Here is a 21,973-nt window from a genome sequence, read left to right as displayed (position 1 = left end):
CAGCGCTTCAATGCGCCATCAAGGCCCATCGCTGTCCGGCCTTCCGGCGAGAACATCTCAAGAAGGCCGCTGCGTGCAGCGCTGCAGCGATCTCGTCTGCCTCGTGCTCGGTCACGATCCGGGTAACCGGCAGACCGTCGCGCAACGGCGTCAGCAAAGCCGCGTCGCGCTCTGGCAGATGCTGGGTTCCGGTGGAGCTATGCAGCCGCTCGAGATACCGCATCGCCCGCCGCCTGATCCTGGCCGTATCGGCGCCGACGATCAGGACATGAGAGCTATGCGGTGTCCCGTCGGACATCCTGTGGGGTTCATGACGGTTCTGCTCAATGCGGATCTGCCAGAGCTTCTGCGTGAGCCGTTCGGTCAGATCCGACAGGCGCGGAACTTTGTCGATGAATCTGATCTTGCTGAACGGGATCGTGGTTGTTGCTCGGGTCATTTTGGAGTCCTTTCAAGGCGCGGCACGAGGGCCGCGGCAATGCTCTCGGGCCGGTCAGGCCTGAAAGACTGGGATGAAAGGCTCCGGAACCTTGAAAACACATAGGGAACAAATAGCCCGCGGTTCAAGCCGGTGCTGGACGTCTGCCTGGTCTCAGCTCCAGTCAGATACGATATCTGCGAAAATCTTATAAGTCATTGATAAAAATAGAAAACCACCGAAAGCAGCGCTTCCGGTGGTCATTTGATCTGTGTCGAGAGGTCAAGAAACCCCGGGAATGGACATTATTTCATGGGGCCTATGAAAAAACGGCCTATTGAAGGACATTCCCGGAAAAACGGGCATTGATTTCATTGAGTTTTTTTCATGCCTGACAGACACAGGCGCCACTCGGGTGGGTATAAAACTGCCAAAAAAATTTCGCAAAAAACCAATAAACAAAGCCGCCCGAAGGCGACCTGGATTGATCTGGACTATGTTTTCAGGATCAGAAGATCGGCAAGTCCTTGCGCCGATACCATACTCGACCAAGTTCATATCTGGGTGCCAGGGGCACTACGCCATGAACATCCAATTTCATTTTCATAACCTTAGAAGAAAATGATTGCTGCTCCGCAATCTCTTTCAATGAGACATGATCCAAGCGGAAGCTTTCAAGGCTTTCCAAATCAAACAACCGGATCGTCGTGCCCTTGGAGTTCTCCACGAAGTGCTCAACCACAAAGGGAGACCCATCCACATTGCGCATCTTGGCCAAAGCCGAGAGGCCATGATTTGGCATACCGATGATCCGCGCACCTTCATCAAGACCGCCCCGGCCCTCCGACTTTTCACGCGACAAGGCTTCGCGAACCTCCATGGGGTCAACAAGGATCCCTTTGAATTTCAAACTTGGATCAACGAGCTCAACTGTGCCGAACAACCCTGCCAAGATGCCATTGACGATATCAATGACTGGCCAGCGCGCAATCTCGGATGCCGACACGATATCCATTACCCCCTCGGATGCCAGCTCAGTCTCTGTCGCTGCTCCCATCAAGTCCGCGAGAAATGCGTCTGCATCCTCTAAGGCGACCTGTTTCAGCACGCCGTTAGCGTTTTCGGTGTCGGGAACAAGGCGCGGAATGACCCCCGTACGCACCAGTTGCTCGGCTTGAACCCGATTGCAATTGAAGTATTCTGGCAAGTGTTTGACGGGGATTGACGTCCGAATACGCTCCATCAGGCATTCGCCCGCTTTGGCGTCGAAGACATTGTTTGCTGATGGTCTTTCGGGATCACCGTCCAAGAGCCCGGCCAAGATCATCGCGCGGTTGATGGTCTTATGATGACCTCCGGTCAGTTTTGCGAGGGAGTGAACGGAATGTACACGTTGGCGTACTACAGTTTCCCCAAAAAGATCACTGCCAACTTCGAGTGGAAAGTTGTCCGAGATGAATTCGCGCACAATACCACGGATAGGACCAACCGCCTTGTTGGTCTTACTGAACTGCAGCCACTGATAAAGACGTCCGAACACCTTCTGCGGCCCACCACGAAGACCCGCTTGGTTGAAACGATCCATAGCCAGTTGGAGGGCTTCCATAATCCCTGCCTCCCCGCGCGCAGCATAGCCAAAACCGACATGCCCTGCGTCGTTCCATTCAGGATCGCTCAGCAGTTTCAGGTTCACATGAGTTCCGGCCGAGAAAATAACACCCAACATTTCACAGGCACGCGCGGCCAGATCAATCGGCTGTCCGTCGAGCCACGTCGGCCCTGGCTTCCCTGCCAAACGTTCGGTGATGTAGGTCTGGAGGGCTGACACATTTTGTTTGGGGGCGTTTTTAACCATCGACGACAATGCCTTGTCATCGGGTGCAACGGCGGACATAAGTTGAAACTTCTCTGTGTGATTTGTGTTTTTACGACGCACCAATCCGATCCCGTGCGCTTCGCAAGTGCGGATATGTTCAATCCGCCAATGGATCCGTCCCACCCGAAAACCGCCAGAAGGGCTGTTGGATTTGCCATCTTCGAGCAAGCAGGCAGGGCAATAGCTCGTCTTGTCCAGGTTGGCGAATTCGGAATGAACCTCTTCACCGCAAAAATTGCGCATTCGACCACCCAACGGCACGAAAGTCATTTTCTCAATCTCGCGAGATGGCAACCCGAGCAGAAACGACAAACGTCCCCTTACCTCCGCTTTGGGGGCCATGACCGCTCCCTGAGATAGCTCAATGAAAGCGAGGAACTTGAAAACATCCATATCGGCATGGAAACTTGCGACACGGTTCACATAGGACGTCAGACTTTCACCGGTGATCGTAGGAAGCGCAGGGAGCATCGTCATAATCAGGCAGCCTTCTTCCGATTGATTTTCTTTTTGACGACTGGCATCTCGGTAATCTCTTCACCCTGATCTTCAAGATCGATCGCCATCCAATTGGTTGAAGTGAATACGTTCTGGTCGATGGAACAGCCCTCACGCGTGCCCCATGCATCCTCGAAATGCTTTGCCTCCAGTGTAGGGGCTCCATCGTACAGCGCACACTCAATGGCCTCGATAATGCAAACGACACACCGACCAAACCGATAGCGGCTGCCATGGATCAGCCGGTTGATAGTATCGTCGTCGATGGCGACCTGCAGCCCGGCCTTCTTGGAATAACCCTGAATCAAGCCTTTGATGCGCGCATTATCCACACCGAAAGCCATTGGCGCAGGCCGGATCTTAGAAAACCGGCGGTTTACTTGCGGATCAATGCTCGTAATTGCTGACAGACGTTCCGTCCCACTCAAAACAAGGACTACGGGATGATCACCCTGCATCAGCCCCTTCAGCATTTTGAACATGTTTTCTGTCTCGGCTCCCGATCCGGATTTGAACAAATCATGTGCCTCATCGATCCAGAGCAGGGTTACGCCCGCCACTTTCAAGCGATGACGTACCATGTCCCAAACATCATAGACGCGAGCGCGGTCAGATACCGTGTCCACACCTAACTTCTTGAGCAAATCGACGCCAAGGCTGCGAAGGGTCGCTGGAGACTCCACTTTCACATGAAGATAGCGCGGCGCATCCGTCTCGGGATTGAGGGCCAAAGGCGCAAAATTGCGCAAAACCTCCAGAATCGCCGTGGTCTTGCCACCGCCCGATCCTTCGATGAAGGCGATGCCGCCGGTTTCAGTGCCCCCGGTGACGCGCACAGGTTCGTGGGTGATTTCGCCTTCCTCATCAAGCTCGAACTTGAGACGCAGGTGTTTCTCAAAGGCCTGGTCGCGGTCGGTGACGATGTGGGTGCTGCGCAACGATTTCATTGCCGCGGCGATTTCTTTGCTCGAAAGAGACATAGTCTTACTCCTATTGTGATGGGGTTCAGTCGCGCATGATCCAGCTATCGGCAGGCGCCTCAGTCTGCGCTGTCCCAGCGTCCGTATCCTTCAAAACCGAAGGCTTGGGCTGCGAAACGGGTACCACAGAGCGGCCGAAGCCATCGGAAGCAGGTGTTTTGGTCTCGCGAGGAACAACAATACTGAAGCTGGCCATGGCTTCGTTATCGACAGCCTTGAAGCGATCAGGAGTCCAGCCGTGGTCAATAATCTTGCACGCAGCTTTGCGCTCGGCGTTCAAAGCCTCGATGTCAGCGATCGTCTGAGCGATGACATCCTCTTCCCACTCCATGCGCTTCTCATCTCTCTGACGCAGAGCCCGGCGGGTTGCGACCCAGGTCGTTGCGTCGACCCCCTGAAACTTGTCACAGACCGCTGGAACGGAAATCCATTCGTCACCCAATTCCACCTCGATGGTACCGATGTCCTCTTCGAACCACCGCACATTCACCGGATGCTTGTCATGCTTAAGATACTCGGCCGCCAAGTCGCCGGTCTGGTAACGGACGTTCAGGACGCGGATGCCGTCTTTTTGCAACTCGCGTTGCAGTGGCAGCCCAAAAGCGATACGTTTGCGACGGACCGTAGGGGCAGACATCAGAGGGTAGTTGCCATCCTCAAGATCTTTCTGCCATTGCTCCAACGGTGTGCGCAGACCAAGGGACTCCTGCGGGGTGTTGTGGTAAACATCTACAACCCAGCGGACCAATGCGTAGATCAGATCCTCGATGGCATGGCAGGCGAGCTTTTCCGATGGATGCGTTCCCCGCTCGACGACACTCCCGAAGGTACGACCGGACAAGCGCGGCAGCAGGGTGGTGCTCAGTGTGCCGAAAGTCCGTTCGATCTTGCCCCGCATGGACGGCTGACCAGCAATCGTCTGGATCTTGGTAATTCCGAGGTCAGCACAGACGTTTGTGAAACGAGCTGACCTGAAAGCGCTGCCGTTATCGACATAGAGCGTTTCAGGTGTGCCGAACATCGACCAAGGTTCCAAAGTCCCCATTTCGTCGGCAAACTTACCCTTGTCGCTGACGATCATACGCAGACATTTGATGGCACTGCTGGTTTTCGGATTGGGTGCCAAGGCCAGGCCAACGATGCAGTTGGTCCGGCAGTCAATGGCGCCTACCATCCACCAGCGCTTCAATGCGCCATCAAGGCCCATCGCTGCCAGGTCTTCCGGCGAGAACATTAAGTGAAGCTTGCTTTCTACCAAAATCGTGAGAAGGTCGATTCTCCACTCGTCCATTTCCACACGTTCGAACGGACGAAGGGTTTCCAGTCCCTTGTTTGTCGGGCGCATCTTCTTCATGGCTTCTTCGCGCCCGTGACGTGCAACCAGCATGTGAAATTTGTTCAGTCGCTTGATAAAGTTTCTAAGCGCATCCCGACCTGGAGCGCGAAGTTTGACCTCCCCTTCCTTTTCCCGACGGTCATTTTCCGTTTTGAACGCCGCTTTAACATCAGCCAAAACCACTGGAATGCTTTTCCGCTGGCGAGTCATGTACTCTTTGTTCACCACCTTCGCGAGCAATGCCATTTCGTCCATTGAGAAATAGCTGTTGTGGTTTCCGCGCTTGTTCCAATTATCGATAAGTGCCTTTCTTCCGCCGCGCTTGTACGCAGCCGCCCATTTGCGGAGTGTGCTGGCCGAAACTTTATCCGGGAGTTCGACGCTGCCTTTCGACTTGGGCTTGGGCCCTTCACCGCGCTCATACACAGCCCATTTCTTACTAACTTCCGGATCGGGAAGCGTTTCCGCCAGGTAGACCTCGGCCCTATCACGGATTGTCGGCATCGCTTTATTGATTGCGTCGTCATTCACTTTGAATGCCTTACGCGCTTTCATTTCTTCGTAGGAAAGCACCATTGCCACGCAGTGATTAAGGCGCTTCCGTTTGGCAGGGCTGAGTGCAGAAATAAACACATCATCGAGTGTATTCGCCTGAACCGGGCGAAGGCTTTCCGGCAATAGGGCATAGGGCCGGACTTCGATTTGGCCGCTGGCGTTCATCCGATTTAGCGTGCCATAATCGTAGGTGACCTTTTTGTGGGGATCATCGATGGCATAGAAGGTGACAGTACCATTGGTCTGGTAGGCGTAGCCCCAGTTCGCAGCGCGCATGAGGTACTCATGGTCTTTGTCGAGGCTGAAGACGAGGGAGGTTTGTTCGATTTTAGCCATGGGAATTCTCCTATTCTGGCGAAGGTTGGTGCCCGTCATTGGGCAAGGGGATGCCGGTCCCGCGCACGGAGGTGTGCGCAGGTGGCGAAATCAATCGTTTAGGTTTCGGTTTTAAGCCGCTGTCTGGTACGGCTGCGGTTGCGCGAAAAGCATTGGGCGATCTGGCATGTGGTCGATCATCTTGCTGCCAGCAACGTTCACAATCACTGCTTGGGGACCAATACGCCCCAGTGCTTGAAGACGCGCTTCCCCACTACGAAGAAGTCGGATCAGGGCACGGTAACCGCGTGCGCCCATGCCAATGGCGAGGGTAAGTTCACGCAAGCTCAAGCCGCCTCCCGAGGGCAGTTTTCGCACCTCGTTAATGGCAGCGAGATCCGCATCTGAATCACGCTCCCGAACAGCAGCCAATACTTTCGCATTGTGCAATGCCACTGGGTCGAGATCCGCTTCGGTCAGAATGCGGACATCATCCGCGAAGTCCTTCTCAAAGACCCACCAAGCCACAGCCTGCATGTGCTCTTCGAAATCCTGCTTTTCCTTGTTCGTCGAATTCAGGCGGATTTCCGGCTTGATCGCAAAGGCGATACGTTCCTTGTTTTCGAGAACCGTAAACACATCAAAAATATGCTGCTTTTGCTTCTTGGGATCCCAGCCGAAGTAAAACCGCACCTGCTCTTGCATCTTTACGATGTTCTTCACCGTGTTCAGGACGTAGAAATGATTGATCTCCAAGCCGCTTTCACCTTGCATGCGAAATCCATCATTGTCGCCCAAAACCGTGTGCCCAATGCAATGCGCAGATGAAGCGCGCTGCACATTTCGGCCAGCCTGAGATGCACCTGGCAGAACAATGCCCGAAGGCGTGTCAGGCAGGGCAGCAATCCCATGCTCTTCAGCGGTCTTCCAGTTGAACTCGACACCAAGTGGCTTGTGCTCGAATACAGAAGAGGGTTGAGCCAAATCACCCATGAGATTTTCGTTCAGATCAGTGTTCTTCGACATGGCTCAAAGCCCCTCTTTACGTGCAGTATGGTGTTCACCGGGCGGAACCGAAGCAGCCAATTCCGCCAACAGAAATTCGTCGAACTGAGAGAAGAAACGCTCTACCGTCGCCATATTTTTAAACAGTCTCTTCCCGTCGAAGACGCCATGTTGATCCGAGGCATGAAAAGCCTCGACTAGAGGAGCTTCCGAAGTAGGGTGCGGGCCAATAGCCTGTTGCGGCCGGACGTTGCGAAAATGAATACACATCGTGTTTTTCTTCCGTGATCAGATTGCACTCCCCGGTCGGTCGGAAAGTGTATGACCCTCAAAATCTGCCGTTCGGACCCAAGGTGGGGCGGGACTCCGCATCACCAATTCAAGGACCATTTGGCAAACCTGTCCCATTGGCCATGGAGGATGGCCGGGCAGAAGGTCTGCATGTCTCGGGAAGATCCTTGTCCTTGAAACTGTCGCACACAGGTGCTAAGGTTTCTTTGAGTAAGGGGGGACTGTGGTCTTCCCGTGAGGGGGCGATCTGTTGACGCAGATCGCTCTCTTCGTTTCAGGGCTACATGATCGTGTTCTCCTTCGTTCCGTGGTTGCCGTTTCAGCGATGACCAATACCTAGGCAGGTGTTTCGGTGGTCACCAGATCTTACATAAATTTAGCTACGGGTTATTGTGGTGGGTGGGAAATAGCGCGAAAAGGAAAACCAATGTCCTTTTTCGCAATTCGAATACCGCACTCCCTTGTAGTCGACTGCAGCTTTCACTTCCGGAATACACAAAATACGGTTTAGTCCCTTCTTGTTTTCGCAATGCCATTCGCATCTTGAACCGCCCAAATCTGATTCTGAACACAGCCATTGGCAAACGAACTTCAAAGCCGAAAGGCTTCTAAGATAAAGAATCACCATCCATTTTTGGCAGACTGATTCCGCAGGATGCCAGGCCAGGATTCGTTTCAATCCAAGACACAGCAAGATCACTTCAGGGCAAAATCGGAAAAACGCTTTGGTCGGGTGTTCGACAGTCATAATTACGCTCATCATTCTCGGAATTCGGAGACCAACCGCGTTGCACACAGCTGGACGGGCTCAAGTTATATGAGCGGTATGACCCGAAGCGAGATATGTGAGTGTTTTTGCGTCATTGGACAAAACATAGAGAAGCCCTTAGCCACCCGACAAGGTTAGGTGAGCTGGGAAATCACGCCCGATCCACAGCCGTGGCCCGTGTGCAACAATCTTGAACAGACTGAATTCCGAGGATTGCGCCCTCTTGCAGCGATGGGGCAGAAGTTTCCCTGTCAGGTCGGTCGCTCCCAACCAGTCCCTGGCAGGGAAGTTCGCCAGTTTCTTTTCTTAGGTTTTTGGTTTTGCGAAAAACGGTCGAAAGCTCCGGAAAATTATTTTCCTGAAATTCTTGAAAAGGTTGGGATCTCACCATTTGGGCCGCGAAGTTCTTGTCTGGAAGGACAAGGTCATTGCACGCCCACTTGAGACAAGGATCGTGTCCGTCGAGCTTACAAATTCGCAAGCGCAGCCAAAGCCCTGTCTTCCAGACCGTACCGCGACGGGCGGGATCCATAATTTAAGGCGGCATAGGGTCTGTTGACGGGAGATGGAATCTCAGGCAACCTATCCGTGGCATTCAGTGCATGCCGGTGTGCCCGCCACGCAAAGCTATGCAGCACTTCAACATTGAATGAGCACCCAGACCAATAGCCGGATCTGGTTAGTAGCGGGCACCTAATCGGATCCCTGTTTGGGAACTGAACCATGATCAACAAGAATGAAATCGACAGATTAAAATTGCTGGCAAAGCGATTTGCACATGCCTCGCGTTCAAATCACATCGACGCTCTCAATGTGATTGCGACGAAGCTGAGCTTTCCGCATTGGAAGGCACTTGCCGTCAAGGCCGACCAAGGCTGGAGGCCCGATGAGGACGAGCTCGGAAAGGTTGATGCTTTTGTTCGCGAGCATTTCCCTTCTCTTGAGGGCAGGCCACATTTCATTGAGCAGAGTATGTCGCGGCCAGTTGGAGAGCCGATCCAGGTCGGTGAGATCGACGGTCACCCTTATCAGGTTTTCGAATTCCTCGGTGATATTCGCATGGAAGGCGAAGGGTGGCGCATTCTCATAGGCGAAGCTGATTTATCGCAGCCAGTGGTCGAGATCGAGACAACGCACAAAAAGATCAGTCCAGCCAATGATCCCGGGTTTGTCGGCAAAGCGGTTGAAGTTGCCGGCACACAGGCCGCGAAGGCCCGCGCTGGAATCGCCTCGGATTGGCCGCGGCGCTCTACCAAGCCAAACGCCAAAGGCGAAGTTATTCATCCCCTTTATGGCGATGGCGCAGCAGAGTGGTTTTGCCTTCACTGCGACAGCAAGATCACGGGGGCGCAAATCGCTAAGAATTTGTGGCATTGTCCAAGATGCAATGCGTCACCTATGGATATTTTCTCGTCTCCATGGTGGCTGGACGGCAACGATCAGAAACCGACCGCATTTGAACATGCCAAGGACAGCAAGCTGCCAGAGCCAAAAGTCGAAGTGGTGGACTCTCGGCCAAACCTACGGCTGGATGAGCAGAGCATTTCCTTGCTACTTCGCATCGCCCTGCTTGAAGATGCGAACACGCCAGGGGAGCGTCTCGGTGCCATGCTGGCGGAGATCAATGTCGACGATGATAATGATGCCTGGATCACCTTCGACGAAGACCTTTGGTCTGAAGACAAAGACCCTGAAGCCGCGATTGCAGTTGCAGACAAGCTCGGTGTGAGCTTGGAGTTCGCGGTGACCAGTATGACGTTTCCCTTCGCCTGGCCTGACTTGGGACACATCACGACGAGCACAAGCGAGTATGTGCAGATGATGCTCGATGCCTACGAAGAGCACGGAGTCGTTCTTCGTGCAACCGGGCGCGATCAAAGTAAGTGAGCATTGGGCTTCGCAGCAAACTAGAAGCAGCGAGGCCCATTTGCGGCCCCAATGCCAATGGTGCATTTCGCCTACCTTCACAACATGGCGGAACTTAACTCGAAAGACGGTATCCACAGGCTTGAGAACTTCCTCGCAACAATGCTTTGCAGAATGGAAGTATGAGCCGCAGCTCTCACGGGGCTGCGGCCGATGCCAACTGAGGAGCGGCGGGGTAAGAGGTTGTATTGAGGCTGAAATAGGAGACCCCGTTCCGGGTCTGTTGCGTGATATCGAACCGCAGTTACAGACCCAGCGCGCCGTATCAGCGGGACAGCTTACGCTGCTCAAGTGTCTCGTCGTCGCCATCCGACTTCATGACATCAGCAATTAGGTGATCGACCATATCGCCGAAATATGTGGTAAGTTCCCTGTGCAGTATGCGGAACTCCTCTCCAACGGTGCTCTCGAAGGTTGATTGATTTACTCGGACCATCACTGTTGTGCGTCGTTGCCGAGGATAGCGATAAGGCTTGATGTCATGCTTGCGGCAGAGCGCCACAAATATCCGGACCGACCAGACATCCGGAAGCGAATACTGCAGTTCGGTCTCGGCTTCACCCTCTCCGCCTCGCTCAATGTCGATCCAGGCCTGTAGGCGATCGCGCGCCGCACCCGCCGCCGCGCGTTCGCCTGCTGTAGCACCCCGTGCAAACAGCGTCTCAAGCTTTGCCAGTTTGTCCTGGATGTCTTTTTCTCCGACCATCAATACGTTCTCCTTCTGCTCGCACCTTGAAATCCACGACAGACGGCACGTCAATAGATCCCTTGTGTCAGAGCCGCCTACTGCGACCGGGCAAAGCGGATTCAGTTAACCCGCCGGATCGCGTCAAAGCTGCCCACTCTCGCAGCAAGAACTGCCAGTTTCGGCGCCTACATAATTGCCCTCACAAAATTTAGTTAAATCCTGACTATTGATTTTTGCCTTGACAACAAAGAGAGGTTCGCTTTATACATGCCTCATGAGCCTTGGAGGCACCACATGCACCTGACCCACCACATCACCACCAGGATGAACCAGCGCGGCATCCGCAAGGACCTGATCGACCTAACACTCGACCTCGGCGACATAGATGGCGACAGGTTCGTCCTCTCTTCGAAAATCATCGACAAAGAAATGAGTGACCTTCAGCGCAGGCTGAAGATGCTCTCGGACGCCCGTAAGAAGGGCGGCATCGTTGTGGTGGCAGATGGCGACCACCTGATTACGGCCTACCACAAGAACAGCTTTAACGCTAAGCTCGCCAAAAATAGTTAAGCCCTACCTCTGAGGTAAGCATGAAAATCCAAGACCTACTCCACCAAACGCGTGACGCCATGCGACCCGAAGAGGCCTACGCGCTTCTCGTCGCCATAACCGCTAAACTGAAGTCCGGCGGATCGTTGGACGAAATCACAGTCAGCCAGCCCCGCCACAGGGAGGTTCTGCCGCTCCTCGAAGGGTCCGCGAAGGCCCTCCTGGCCCTGGAGCCGGTGGAACGCTTTCGCACCCTGACCAGCTTCTTCGCGTCTCCCGCGGCGGAGCGAACTGATCTTGGCTGGCTCCGCGAGGAAGCGGTAGAGCAGATCATCGACATGATCGATGGCGCGATGAGCGTGCGTTTCTCCCATGTGGCAAGTTTCGTACCCTGCCTCACCTATGCACACCGCATGTCACTTGCAGGGAAAACCCCGAGCGTCCGGTTCACCTGGATCAATGAGAGAGAATGCCAGTTGATGCGGGACATGGCTACGGCGCTTGACCTGGAGGACATCATCACGGTCGAGCTCGCATGGCCTTGGGAACGCAAGGTATCTGGCGACGCAGATGTTGAGGTCGTGCTTCCCCCATTCATGATGCCGATCAAGCACCTGGCAACCGTTCCCAATCGTACACTCGGGCTTCTGGGGCTCGAAGAAGGGCGGAAAGCTCGTCTCAATGTTGAAACCGTCTCAATTGCAGATGCCATCGAGAACACCCGCGGTCGCGTGATCCTGTGCGTTCCAGAGGGCGAATTGTTCCGCATGGTTGGGACTGAGCCAGTTGCCAGACGCGCCCTTCTCGACAGCGGCCGGTTGCAGGCCGTCATGGGTGTACCGTCGGGCATGATATTTGCCAATACCTGGGTCAAAACCAGCCTTCTTGTCATCTCTGCCGCAGATGCGACTTCCAATGCCGTGCGCTTCATTGATCTGGGGCACGGAACACTGTCTCAGAAAGGCCGGCGCGGTCGCGCAGAAATTCTGGATGACGTCTCGTGGAGCGACATCCTGAAGGGCGAGGCACCGGATGACAGGACACTCGCACGGGATGTGACACGCGACGAGATCATCGAAAACAACACCGTTCTCGTGCCGGAGCGATATCTGAACGTCGGCACGCGTGAACAAATCGATGCGCTGCTCGCCCAATGCGATGTAGCCGAGCTCTCGGAGGCGGTTGACCTGGTCCGCCCAGTCACGATCTCTGCCGACGAGGAGGGAGAATACAAGTTATTCGAGGCCGCACCCGGCGACGTGAATGAACGAGGCTTCATCTCAACTCCCAAGCGAGAAATCACCGTAGATCGGGCGAAGTACAACAAGGCCTTCAATCAACAACTCCGCCCTGGTGATGTGCTCCTGTCGATCAAAGGCACCGTCGGTGTCGTGGGCCTGGTGCCCAATGATGTCCCGCGTGAAGGGGAAAAGACGATCTGGACGGCTGGTCAGTCTCTGATGATCCTCCGCCCGAAGAAGCGCGTGAACATGAGCAGCTTGGCGCTTTACGAGTATCTCTCGAACGACACCGTCCAGGATTACATCAAGTCGATCGCCGGCGGCGCTGCCATCCAGACGATCGCGATGAAGGACCTCAAAAGCTTCGCCATTCCAGTGCCTGATGAGAAAACCGTTCGGGCAATTGAGGAAAGCTTTGCCGAGAGGCAAGCCATCTTCAATCGGATTGATACGCTGAAAATGAAACTGGTGGATGTGCGGGGCCGAGGTTGGCCGCATCGTCTACTGAACCGCTCAAACCCAATAAAGGATTCATAATCCACAGTTTCTTGCAGATGGGGCATTTCAATCTATCAGCGAGTACCCCTACATTGAACATGGAAACGCCGGACTGTGGATTTGGGCCAGCAATAAATTGCAGAAATAAGAAAGACATATAGGTAAAATGGCTGACAAGATCGAAAAGACCCTCTTTGCTGCAGCGGACAAGATGCGCGGTGCCATGGATCCCGGTGAGTATAAGCACGTGGCCCTGGGCCTGATCTTCCTGCGCTACGTCTCGGCGGCCTTCGAAGCGAAACGCGAAGAGTTCTCCAAAGACGAGTATATCGATCTGGAAGACCCCGAGGAATACGCCGCTGAAAACATCTTCTGGGTTCCAGAAAAGGCCCGTTGGTCACGTCTGGCGGCCAATGCCAAGGCAAACGACATCGGCGTGCAGGTCGATGACGCCATGCGCGAGATCGAGAAGTCGAACCCTACGCTGAAGGATGCCCTTCCGAAAGTCTATGGCAAGGCTGATCTCGACCGGTCTATCGTCACTGGCCTGATCGAGATGTTTACCAACCTGCAACTGCATGGCACCCGGTCGGACTTCGACCTGATCGGTCGCATCTACGAATACTTCATCGGCGAGTTCGCGACATCCGAGGGCAAGCGCGGCGGCGAGTTCTACACCCCGCGCTCCATCGTCTCCATCATGGTCGAGATGATGGAACCCACCTATGGCCGCGTCTATGACCCCTGCTGTGGCTCCGGTGGTTTCTTCGTCCAGTCGGAAAAGTTCATCTCTGCCCATCAGGGACGGGTGGATGACATCGCAGTCTACGGGCAGGAACGCAACCCTGCCACCTTCCGCCTGGCACGGATGAACCTCGCCATTCGCGGGATCTTTGGTGATATCCGTTGGAACTCCGAAGGCACGCTGTTGAAAAACGCCTTCCCGGATGATCGTTTCGACTTCATCCTTGCCAATCCGCCGTTCAATATCTCGGATTGGAACGGTGATATGCTGCGCGAGGATCAGCGGTGGGCCTTCGGCTCCCCGCCGGTGGGCAACGCGAACTTCGCATGGATGCAGCATATCCATCATCACCTGTCGGCCAACGGCATTGGCGGTGTGGTCATGGCTAATGGGTCGATGTCGTCCATGCAGTCAGGTGAGGGCGACATCCGTCAGGCCATGGTGCAGGGCGATGCGGTGGATGCCGTGGTGGCTCTGCCAGGGCAACTCTTCTTCGGAACGCAGATCCCCGCCTGTATCTGGATCCTCGCCAAGGACAAATCCAACGGCACCGCCAATGGGGAGAAGCTGCGTGATCGTCGCGGCGAGGTGCTCTTTATCGACGCCCGCAGGATGGGCGCCCTGGTGCCCGGATCGCGCAAGCAAAAAGAGCTTTCCGACGACGAGATCAAGAAGATCGCCGATACCTACCATGCGTGGCGCGGTGAAAAATCGGCCGGAATGTATGTCGATGAGCCGGGGTTCTGTGCCTCGGCTGACATGGAGGAGATCCGCAAACACAACTTCGTCATGACGCCGGGCCGCTATGTTGGCGCGGGGGCGGTCGAGGATGACGGTGAGCCATTTGAGGAAAAGTTCGAGCGTCTGATGGGCGATCTGCGGGAGCAGTTCGCAGAAGGGCGGCGGCTGGAGGCCGAGATCGAGGCGAAGCTGGGGGAAATGGTATGACATACCCCCGCAGCATTCTTGGTGAGCATGTAAATTTCAGCAATGGAAAAACATCTCCAGAACGTGACTTAGAAGGAGGATTTCCGGTCTACGGCTCAAACGGCCTGATTGGATTTTCAGACATCACAAACTCACCCGCACATACTTCAGTCATTGGTCGTGTCGGATCGTATTGCGGGAGCATTCATTTTTCGAAAGAGCCGTGTTGGGTTACTGATAACGCAATCAAAGCGACGGCAAAAACTGAGAACGAGTCCCGTTTCTGGTACTATGCAATGTCATGCCAAGATCTGCATGATCTGCGTTCCGGGTCAGGGCAACCACTGATCAACCAAACCGCACTCAAAGCTGTTGAGTTGCCCGTGCCCAGTCCCAGTGAACGGCTGGTAATCGCCTCCATCCTCGGCGCCCTCGACGACAAGATCGAGCTGAACCGCCGCATGTCGGCCACTCTCGAAGAGATGGCGCGCAGCCTTTATCGGTCTTGGTTTGTCGATTTCGATCCCGTGCATGCCAAAATGGAAGGCCTCCAACCCGCCTTCATGGACGAGGCCACCGCCGCGCTCTTCCCTGATCGGTTTGGGGAGGACGGGCTGCCGGAGGGCTGGGAACGGGGCTGCATAGGCGACATTGCCCAACTTAATCCTGAAAAACACACGAAAAAGAGCCACCCGGATGCTGTCGAATATGTCGACCTCTCAAACACGAAATGGGGCATTATCGAAACGACAACGCAGTATTCTTGGGAGGAAGCACCATCTCGGGCGCGAATGCTACTTCGGGAACAAGATACAATTGTGGGAACGGTAAGACCCGGGAACGGATCGTATTCATATATTGGAAAAGTTGGATTGACGGGTAGTACTGGTTTCGCAGTTCTCCGACCTACGGACACTGCCGATGTTGCATTGGTCTATCTATCTGCAACGGACACTGACACCATCGACGCCTTAGCCAATCTCGCGGATGGAGGGGCGTACCCTGCAGTTAGACCAGATGTTGTTGCGTCCCAGCCGGTGGTATTGTCCAGTCATGATGTGCGCACTGCTTTCCAGGAATTGGTAGCGCCGTTGATAGGGATGATTGAAGCATCAAAGGCACAAAGCCAAACCCTCGCCTACCTCCGTGACACCCTCCTTCCCAAACTCATGTCCGGCGAAATCCGTGTAGGCGAAGCCCGTGAACATATCGAGGAGGTTGCCTGATGGCCTTTGCATCCGAAGACGACCTTGAACAATGGGCCTTGGGCGAACTCCAAGGCCTCGGCTTCACCTATCTTCATGGCTCGGCCCTTTCACCCGAAGCCGACGATCCCGTTCGTGACAGCTTCCATGACGTGCTGATCCTCGGCCGGCTGGAGGCCGCGATCCGCAGCTTGAACCCGCATTTGCCCGATGACGCGGTCCGTACGGCGATCAACGAAATCCGCGACACCAAGTTCGCGGGCGATCTTCTGTCAGAGAACCGCCGTATCCATGATGTGATCGTCGGAGGCGTGCCCGTATCCTGGTTCGAATGGGGAGAGCAGAAGAACGACGTCGCGCGTATCGTGGATTGGGAAAACACCGACAACGACTGGCTTGTGGTCAATCAGTTCGAGGTGGTGGGCAAATCTGCCCGTCGGCCCGACGTGATCATCTTCCTCAACGGCCTGCCGATCATCGTGATCGAGCTGAAAGGGACTGAAACCGGCAGCCTGAAAGGCGCCTTCAACCAGATCGAGACCTACAAGTCCCAGGTGCCGGATCTGTTCCGCACCAACGCGATAAACGTCATCTCCGAGGGGGTGACCGCTCGCTACGCCTCTCTTTCGGCCAACTTCGATCGCTTCATGCGTTGGCGCACCGTCGATGGCGAAACGCTGGTCGAGGATGGAACTGCTCTTGCTCTTCAGACTTTGATGGAGGGCCTGCTCAACCAGGATGTCATCCTCGAGATGATGAGGTTCTGCACTGTATTCGAGGACGAGGGCAAAGGCCCGATCAAGAAGATTGCCGGCTACCATCAGTTCCATGCCGTCAGGAAGGGTATGAAGGCCGTTCTGGGCGCGCGAGGCGAGGATGGGCGCGGTGGTGTCATGTGGCACACCCAGGGCTCTGGAAAGTCGCTTCTGATGTCTTTCCTTGCCGGCCGCCTGATGCGCGATCCCCGGCTCGAGAACCCGACCCTTGTGGTGATCACGGACCGGAACGATCTCGACAACCAGCTCTTCGCGACCTTCTCGCGCTGTGCAGCCCTCTTCGGGGAAGTGCCGGTTCAAGCCGAAGATGTGCCTGACCTTCGCAAGAAGCTTGCCGACCGCCAGGTGGGAGGGGTGATCTTTGCCACCATTCAGAAATTCCGCCCGCCGAAAGGGGAGATTGACTTCGGCGAGCTGACCGATCGCTCCAATGTCATCGTCTTTGCCGACGAGGCCCACCGGTCTCAGTACGGGTTCGACGCCAAGGTGAACAGGGAGACCGGTGAAACCAAATACGGCTTTGCCCACCATCTGAGAACGGCGCTGCCAAATGCGGTCTACGTTGGCTTCACCGGAACGCCCATCGACCTTGTGGGAGCAGACACCCAAGCCGTCTTCGGGGATTACATCGATGTCTATGACATCGCCCAGGCGGTATCGGACGGTGCAACCGTGCCGATTTACTATGAAGGCCGCGTCGCCAAAATCGAATTGGCGGAGGACATCGGCGAGATTGTCGATGCCGAATTCGAAGAGATCATCGAGGAGGCCGAGGCGGACGGTGTCGAGTTCGACGAGGCGAGCCGCGGTGCAATGTCTTCGAAGTGGACACAGCTTGAAAAGCTCGTCGGCGCCGAGCCCCGTCTGGATGCGGTCGTCCAGGACATCCTGACGCATTTCGATGCACGCCTGGAGGCCATGGATGGTGGCAAGGCGATGATCGTCTGCATGTCCCGTCGGATTTGTGTCGAGGTCTATGAACGCATCGTGGCTGCACGCCCTGACTGGCATTCGGATGAAGATGCCAAGGGCGCTGTCAAAGTCGTCATGACTGGTGCTGCCCAGGACCCGGCGGAATTCCAACCTCACATCCGGTCCAAAGCACGTCTTGAAACTCTGCGCACCCGCTATCGCGACCCTTCGGATGAGTTGAAGCTCGTGATCGTGCGCGACATGTGGCTGACCGGCTTTGATGCCCCCTGCATGCACACGCTTTACGTGGACAAGCCGATGAAGGGCCATGGTCTCATGCAGGCCATCACCCGGATCAACAGGGTCTTTGGCTCTAAACCCGCCGGCCTTGTCGTGGATTACATCGGCTTGGCGGCGGATCTGAAGAAGGCATTGAAACACTATTCGAATGCCGATCAGAAGCAAACGGGCGTCAGCCAGGATGAGGCAGTCCATGCCCTGCATACGCAGATCGACATCATGCGCGGAATGTTCTTCGCCGTTCCCTACATGGATGCGGTGAACGGGACGGCGGCCGACCGGATCAAGATCTTGCCCATTGCGATCGAGCATGCCCTCACCTTGAAGGTTGACGGCAAGGAGGCGGTGAACCGCGAGGACTCCAAGAAGCGCTTCATGAAAGCCGTCGCAGGATTGGTTAAAGCCTTCCGTATTGCCGCCGGGACGCACGAAGCCGCGGCTGCCAAGGATGAGGTCGGCTTTTTCGTCGCCATCCAGTCCGCCATTCGCAAAATGGATGCTTCGACCAGGACGGCGCGCACAGCCGAAGACGCAGAATTGGCAATCTCCCAACTGCTGAATCGCGCCGTGGCCTCAACGGAAGTGATCGACATCCTGGAGGCTGCCGGCATCGACAAACCGGATATCAGCGTCCTGTCAGAAGACTTCCTTCTGGGTTTGCAGAATACGCCGCACAAGAACCTGGCTGTAGAAGCCCTGAGAAAGCTTCTGAATGGCGAGATCCGCTCCCGCACCCGGACCAACAGGACGCAGAACGAGGCGTTCTCCAAGCGCCTGCAGGACGCCATGGCGCGGTATCACAACCGCAGCATCGACGCGGTGCAGGTCATCAAGGAAATGATCGATATGGCGCGACAACTCCAGGAGCAGCCAGAGGACGGTCTGACCGCCGAGGAAGTCGCCTTTTACGATGCTCTGGCGCAAAACGAGAGTGCGCGTGATCTTATGGGCAATGAGGAATTGCGAGTGATTGCCCAGGAGTTGGTGAACGCCGTGCAGGCAACGTCATCGGTGGACTGGTGGCGCAAGCAGAATGTCAGGACGAAGATGCGTGTCACGATCCGCAGGATCCTGAAGAAACACGGATTCCCGCCTGATCTTCAGGCAGAATCCGTGAAAAAGGTTCTGCAGCAGGCGGAAGTGTTGGCAAAGGAATTTGCGTGAGCGAGGGGCAGTTATGACGCAAGAGGATAATCCACAAAGTGAGCCGAGCCACGGGCCGGAACATCTTGAAAGCATCAAGATTGCTCACCTTACCATGCTGCAGGGTGTCATTACTCGGATGGGCGCGAACTCATTTACCTTGAAGGCCTTGGCAGCCACCTTCGGTAGTGCAGCCATCGCCGCTTTGGCAAGCTCCAGCGAACCGTCGGTGTTCTACGCTGTCGCAGCCCTGATACCAATCTTTATGTTCTGGCTCATGGACGCCCAGTATCTCCGAATTGAACGAGCCTATCGCAAGCTTTACGACAAGGTCAGAACGGGTGAGCAGGTAGAGCCCTACTCCCTGGACGCAACGGCATTCATGTCCCACTTCGGTGTCGCGCTCAGAATTGCAATCAGCTGGTCCGTTGCCATCTTTTATCTCGCGATTCTGATCTCCCTGGCAGTCGTCGCATCTATTATTTTTTGCGGAGCATAGCACTCACCGATGTTCTCACCCACACCATCCAAGAGAAGAGTATTCTTCTCGTTCCATTACCAAAACGACATCTGGCGTGTGAACCAAGTTAGAAATTCGTGGCGCTACGCAAAACCAGACACTCGTGAAGGGTTCGGATTCTACGACGCAAGCATCTGGGAGAGCGCGAAGCGGACAAGTGATGATTCACTTAAAAATCTCATTCGAAATGGGATTTCCAACACTTCGGTGACATGTGTCTTGGCAGGTGAACAGACCTACGCACGGAGATGGGTTCGCTATGAAATCGCCCGAAGTGTCTTGAAGGGAAATGGCCTTCTGACGGTCAACATATCGAGTCTGCGGGATAGACTTGGATATCAAGCAACACAGGGCCCGAACCCTTTGGACTACATGGGGCTCTACAGGGACAATTTTGGTCAGATCCGCTTGGCAGAATTGAAGACAGGCAAGTGGTACCAGTACCAGGATTATCAGCAGGTAGTCACGCCACCTGAAACTTGGTTTGTCCCCGCAGGAAATGTTGTTCACAAGCTCAGCAATTATGCCCTGCACTATTGTTACGTCGCACACAGGGGGAACGACAACTTCGGAATTTGGGTCAGGAATGCAGCAAGTATAGTGGGGCGGTAAATGGTAAACCAATCGACAATCATGAATTACAAGGCGGAACCAGCGTTCCAAGACCGAAGCCGTGTGATCAACGAAGCCTTGGAAAAGAACCGCCAAACCGCCTTTCTGTCACACAGCCACAAGGACTATGAACTCGTCAGGAGGGTTCAGGCGTTTTTGCGAGATAACGGCTGGAATGTGTACGTCGACTGGCAGGATGAAAGCATGCCTACGAGCACCAACCGCGAGACAGCAAGAAAGATCAAGGACAAGATCCGGAAGTTGGATTGGTTCCTCTTTCTGGCCACCCAGAACTCAATGGTAAGCAGATGGTGCCCCTGGGAGATCGGGTATGCAGACGGCGTGAAACCAATATCCAGCATTATCGTGATCCCAACAACTGATCAGTCCGGAAAAACGCATGGGAGCGAGTATCTGGACCTCTATCGCCGAATTGAGCATGGCTCCTCTCCCACTAAGAGTGCCTACGCCGTCTTCGATCCTCGCGCCCAGAGAGGCACCTTCCTTGAGAGTCTCCAGCGGTGATCAGGCGCATTGGTTGAAAATCTGACTATATCAGATTTTATAGGATTGCACCCGAGCACCCTCGCTGAGCGCGAGTTTTCAGCTAGCGGGCGCAACGTTCCTACGGCCTGGCCAGCGAGGGCCAGGCAAGATAATTTGGAAATGCATAACCATAGTAGACGGAAATTTTTTGACTATACCCTTTCTACCTGCCGCCAAGAGAAAAGTGTGCGACGGTATCAGTTTTTCCACCCCGTATAGCACGCCAACTCGACGCCATTGCGGAAGTTTGCAATTGCCTCTCTCTGATACACTTCGGTCGAGAACCGTGGCTGCTCATAGGCAGTAAGCAAAATCTTGTAGGTTAATGTATTTCTCTGAATGCCAGAGACTTTAAGAAGCCTTGAAAGCGGTATGCCGTCCTGACTCGACCTCATAAAAGTGGCGGCAGCTTCTCCATAGAGCGTAAGCGTTGCCTGGACAACACCTTCCCAGTTTTCGCCTGAGCTGCGACTCCGTTTCTGACGGATATTGGGCGGGAGTTTCGCGATGGCGACTACGGTAGAGTTTCTCATGGACTACGGGGTGGAGATACGGGCCAATGGCCAGAAGCGGTGGCCCAATGAGGTCAAAGCACGGATCGTGGCTGAGAGTTTGCAGCCGGGCGTGAGCGTGAATGCAGTTGCGGCGCGGTATGGGCTTCGGGCGAACCATTTGTCGGAATGGCGGAGTCAAGCACGCGATGGCCGGTTGGTTTTGCCTGCGGGCGATGACGACGCCTTTAGTTTTGCGCCACTCGTAGTCTCGGATGGTGGCGGCTGTGCGCATATGTCGGCCGTTGCGGGGCGGTCCGCGAAGCCTGACGAGTCATCCCATACCTCCATCGAGATTGCGATTGGTCGTGTGACAGTCCGGCTCGATGGCACGACCAGTTCGACCCGGGTTGCCGAGATCGTGCGGGCAATCGAGGGTCAGCCATGATGTTCCCATCAAACCGTGTGCGGGTTCTGGTCTCGACGCAGCCTGTGGACTTCAGGAAAGGTCATGATGGGCTGGCGTCGATCGTGTCGTCGGTGCTGCGCAAGGATCCGTTCACCGGCACGGTTTTTGTGTTCCGCTCGCGCCGGGCGGATCGGCTGAAGCTTTTGTATTGGGACGGCACCGGATTGGTGATGGCTTATAAGCGGCTGGAAGAAGCGACCTTCACCTGGCCGGCGATCAAGGACGGGATGATGGCGCTGAACCACGCCCAGTTCGAGGCCCTGTTTGCCGGTCTGGACTGGCGCAAGGTCAAGGCTCTGGAGATGCGCCCACCTGCTGCGGCAGAGTGAATCAACCGCTGTCTTTTGTGTGTTTTTAATGGGGTTTTATCGTATCCTGATGG

Annotated in this window: 18 protein-coding genes; 11 read left to right on the top strand and 7 right to left on the bottom strand. The window is 55.1% G+C overall.

The window, feature by feature from the left end:
• Positions 1-7: 7 nt before the first annotated feature.
• The 6 genes from DSM107133_RS03690 to DSM107133_RS03665 all read right to left on the bottom strand — a co-directional run bounded on the left by DSM107133_RS03690 (position 8) and on the right by DSM107133_RS03665 (position 7,253).
• Positions 8-439, bottom strand: coding sequence for a hypothetical protein (locus DSM107133_RS03690; RefSeq protein WP_114293453.1), 432 nt, complete (start codon positions 437-439; stop codon positions 8-10).
• A gap of 487 nt (positions 440-926) precedes the next feature.
• Complete coding sequence (locus tag DSM107133_RS03685; RefSeq protein ID WP_114293452.1) at positions 927-2,771, bottom strand: TniQ family protein; 1,845 nt, start codon at positions 2,769-2,771, stop codon at positions 927-929.
• 2 nt (positions 2,772-2,773) lie between these two features.
• Complete coding sequence (locus DSM107133_RS03680) at positions 2,774-3,772, bottom strand: TniB family NTP-binding protein (RefSeq protein WP_114293451.1); 999 nt, start codon at positions 3,770-3,772, stop codon at positions 2,774-2,776.
• Between the two features lie 25 nt (positions 3,773-3,797).
• Complete coding sequence (locus DSM107133_RS03675) at positions 3,798-5,999, bottom strand: Mu transposase C-terminal domain-containing protein (RefSeq protein WP_162792024.1); 2,202 nt, start codon at positions 5,997-5,999, stop codon at positions 3,798-3,800.
• A 111-nt stretch (positions 6,000-6,110) separates the two neighbouring features.
• Positions 6,111-7,004 (bottom strand): hypothetical protein, encoded by an 894-nt coding sequence (locus DSM107133_RS03670; protein WP_162792023.1) that lies wholly within the window; start codon positions 7,002-7,004, stop codon positions 6,111-6,113.
• 3 nt (positions 7,005-7,007) lie between these two features.
• Positions 7,008-7,253, bottom strand: a complete 246-nt coding sequence (locus tag DSM107133_RS03665) for a hypothetical protein (RefSeq protein ID WP_162792022.1) — start codon at positions 7,251-7,253, stop codon at positions 7,008-7,010.
• 1,513 nt (positions 7,254-8,766) lie between these two features.
• On the opposite strand from DSM107133_RS03665, the gene DSM107133_RS03660 reads away from it, so the two are divergent.
• Complete coding sequence (locus tag DSM107133_RS03660) at positions 8,767-9,930, top strand: hypothetical protein (protein ID WP_114293447.1); 1,164 nt, start codon at positions 8,767-8,769, stop codon at positions 9,928-9,930.
• A 304-nt stretch (positions 9,931-10,234) separates the two neighbouring features.
• Here DSM107133_RS03660 and DSM107133_RS03655 read toward each other — a convergent pair whose 3' ends face one another.
• Entirely contained in the window at positions 10,235-10,675 is a 441-nt protein-coding gene (locus tag DSM107133_RS03655; protein WP_114293446.1) for a hypothetical protein, read from the bottom strand.
• 276 nt (positions 10,676-10,951) lie between these two features.
• Between DSM107133_RS03655 and DSM107133_RS03650 the strand changes: the two genes are divergently transcribed.
• From DSM107133_RS03650 to tnpB, 10 genes are all read left to right on the top strand, one after another.
• A complete protein-coding gene (locus tag DSM107133_RS03650) occupies positions 10,952-11,227 on the top strand; it encodes a hypothetical protein (protein WP_114293578.1) in 276 nt (91 codons plus the stop codon).
• Between the two features lie 20 nt (positions 11,228-11,247).
• Positions 11,248-12,984: an N-6 DNA methylase gene (locus DSM107133_RS03645; protein ID WP_114293445.1), complete on the top strand. Its 1,737-nt coding sequence runs from the start codon at positions 11,248-11,250 to the stop codon at positions 12,982-12,984.
• A 127-nt stretch (positions 12,985-13,111) separates the two neighbouring features.
• On the top strand, positions 13,112-14,638 hold the full coding sequence (locus DSM107133_RS03640) for a class I SAM-dependent DNA methyltransferase (protein WP_114293444.1): 1,527 nt from the start codon (positions 13,112-13,114) through the stop codon (positions 14,636-14,638).
• Entirely contained in the window at positions 14,635-15,843 is a 1,209-nt protein-coding gene (locus tag DSM107133_RS03635; protein ID WP_114293443.1) for a restriction endonuclease subunit S, read from the top strand. Before DSM107133_RS03640 ends, DSM107133_RS03635 begins: the two co-directional genes overlap by 4 nt.
• Positions 15,843-18,974 (top strand): type I restriction endonuclease subunit R, encoded by a 3,132-nt coding sequence (locus tag DSM107133_RS03630; protein ID WP_114293442.1) that lies wholly within the window; start codon positions 15,843-15,845, stop codon positions 18,972-18,974. The genes DSM107133_RS03635 and DSM107133_RS03630 overlap by 1 nt, the downstream gene beginning before the upstream one ends.
• Before the next feature lie 13 nt (positions 18,975-18,987).
• Positions 18,988-19,452 (top strand): hypothetical protein, encoded by a 465-nt coding sequence (locus tag DSM107133_RS03625; protein WP_114293441.1) that lies wholly within the window; start codon positions 18,988-18,990, stop codon positions 19,450-19,452.
• Positions 19,453-19,461: 9 nt separating this feature from the next.
• Positions 19,462-20,085: a TIR domain-containing protein gene (locus tag DSM107133_RS03620; RefSeq protein WP_114293440.1), complete on the top strand. Its 624-nt coding sequence runs from the start codon at positions 19,462-19,464 to the stop codon at positions 20,083-20,085.
• A complete protein-coding gene (locus tag DSM107133_RS03615; protein WP_205387815.1) occupies positions 20,086-20,610 on the top strand; it encodes a toll/interleukin-1 receptor domain-containing protein in 525 nt (174 codons plus the stop codon). It abuts the gene before it with no gap.
• A 528-nt stretch (positions 20,611-21,138) separates the two neighbouring features.
• Positions 21,139-21,570 carry a transposase gene (locus DSM107133_RS03610; RefSeq protein WP_114294068.1) on the top strand — a complete coding sequence of 144 codons (432 nt, stop codon included), beginning with the start codon at positions 21,139-21,141 and terminating at the stop codon, positions 21,568-21,570.
• Complete coding sequence (gene tnpB, locus DSM107133_RS03605) at positions 21,567-21,920, top strand: IS66 family insertion sequence element accessory protein TnpB (protein WP_067629907.1); 354 nt, start codon at positions 21,567-21,569, stop codon at positions 21,918-21,920. Before DSM107133_RS03610 ends, tnpB begins: the two co-directional genes overlap by 4 nt.
• The last annotated feature ends 53 nt before the right edge of the window (positions 21,921-21,973 follow it).

It is taken from the genome of Pseudosulfitobacter sp. DSM 107133 (assembly GCF_022788695.1).
In the GTDB taxonomy this organism is placed as follows: domain Bacteria; phylum Pseudomonadota; class Alphaproteobacteria; order Rhodobacterales; family Rhodobacteraceae; genus Pseudosulfitobacter.
Note: the sequence above shows the minus strand (reverse complement) of the source record. Positions and strands in the feature narration are given on the sequence as shown.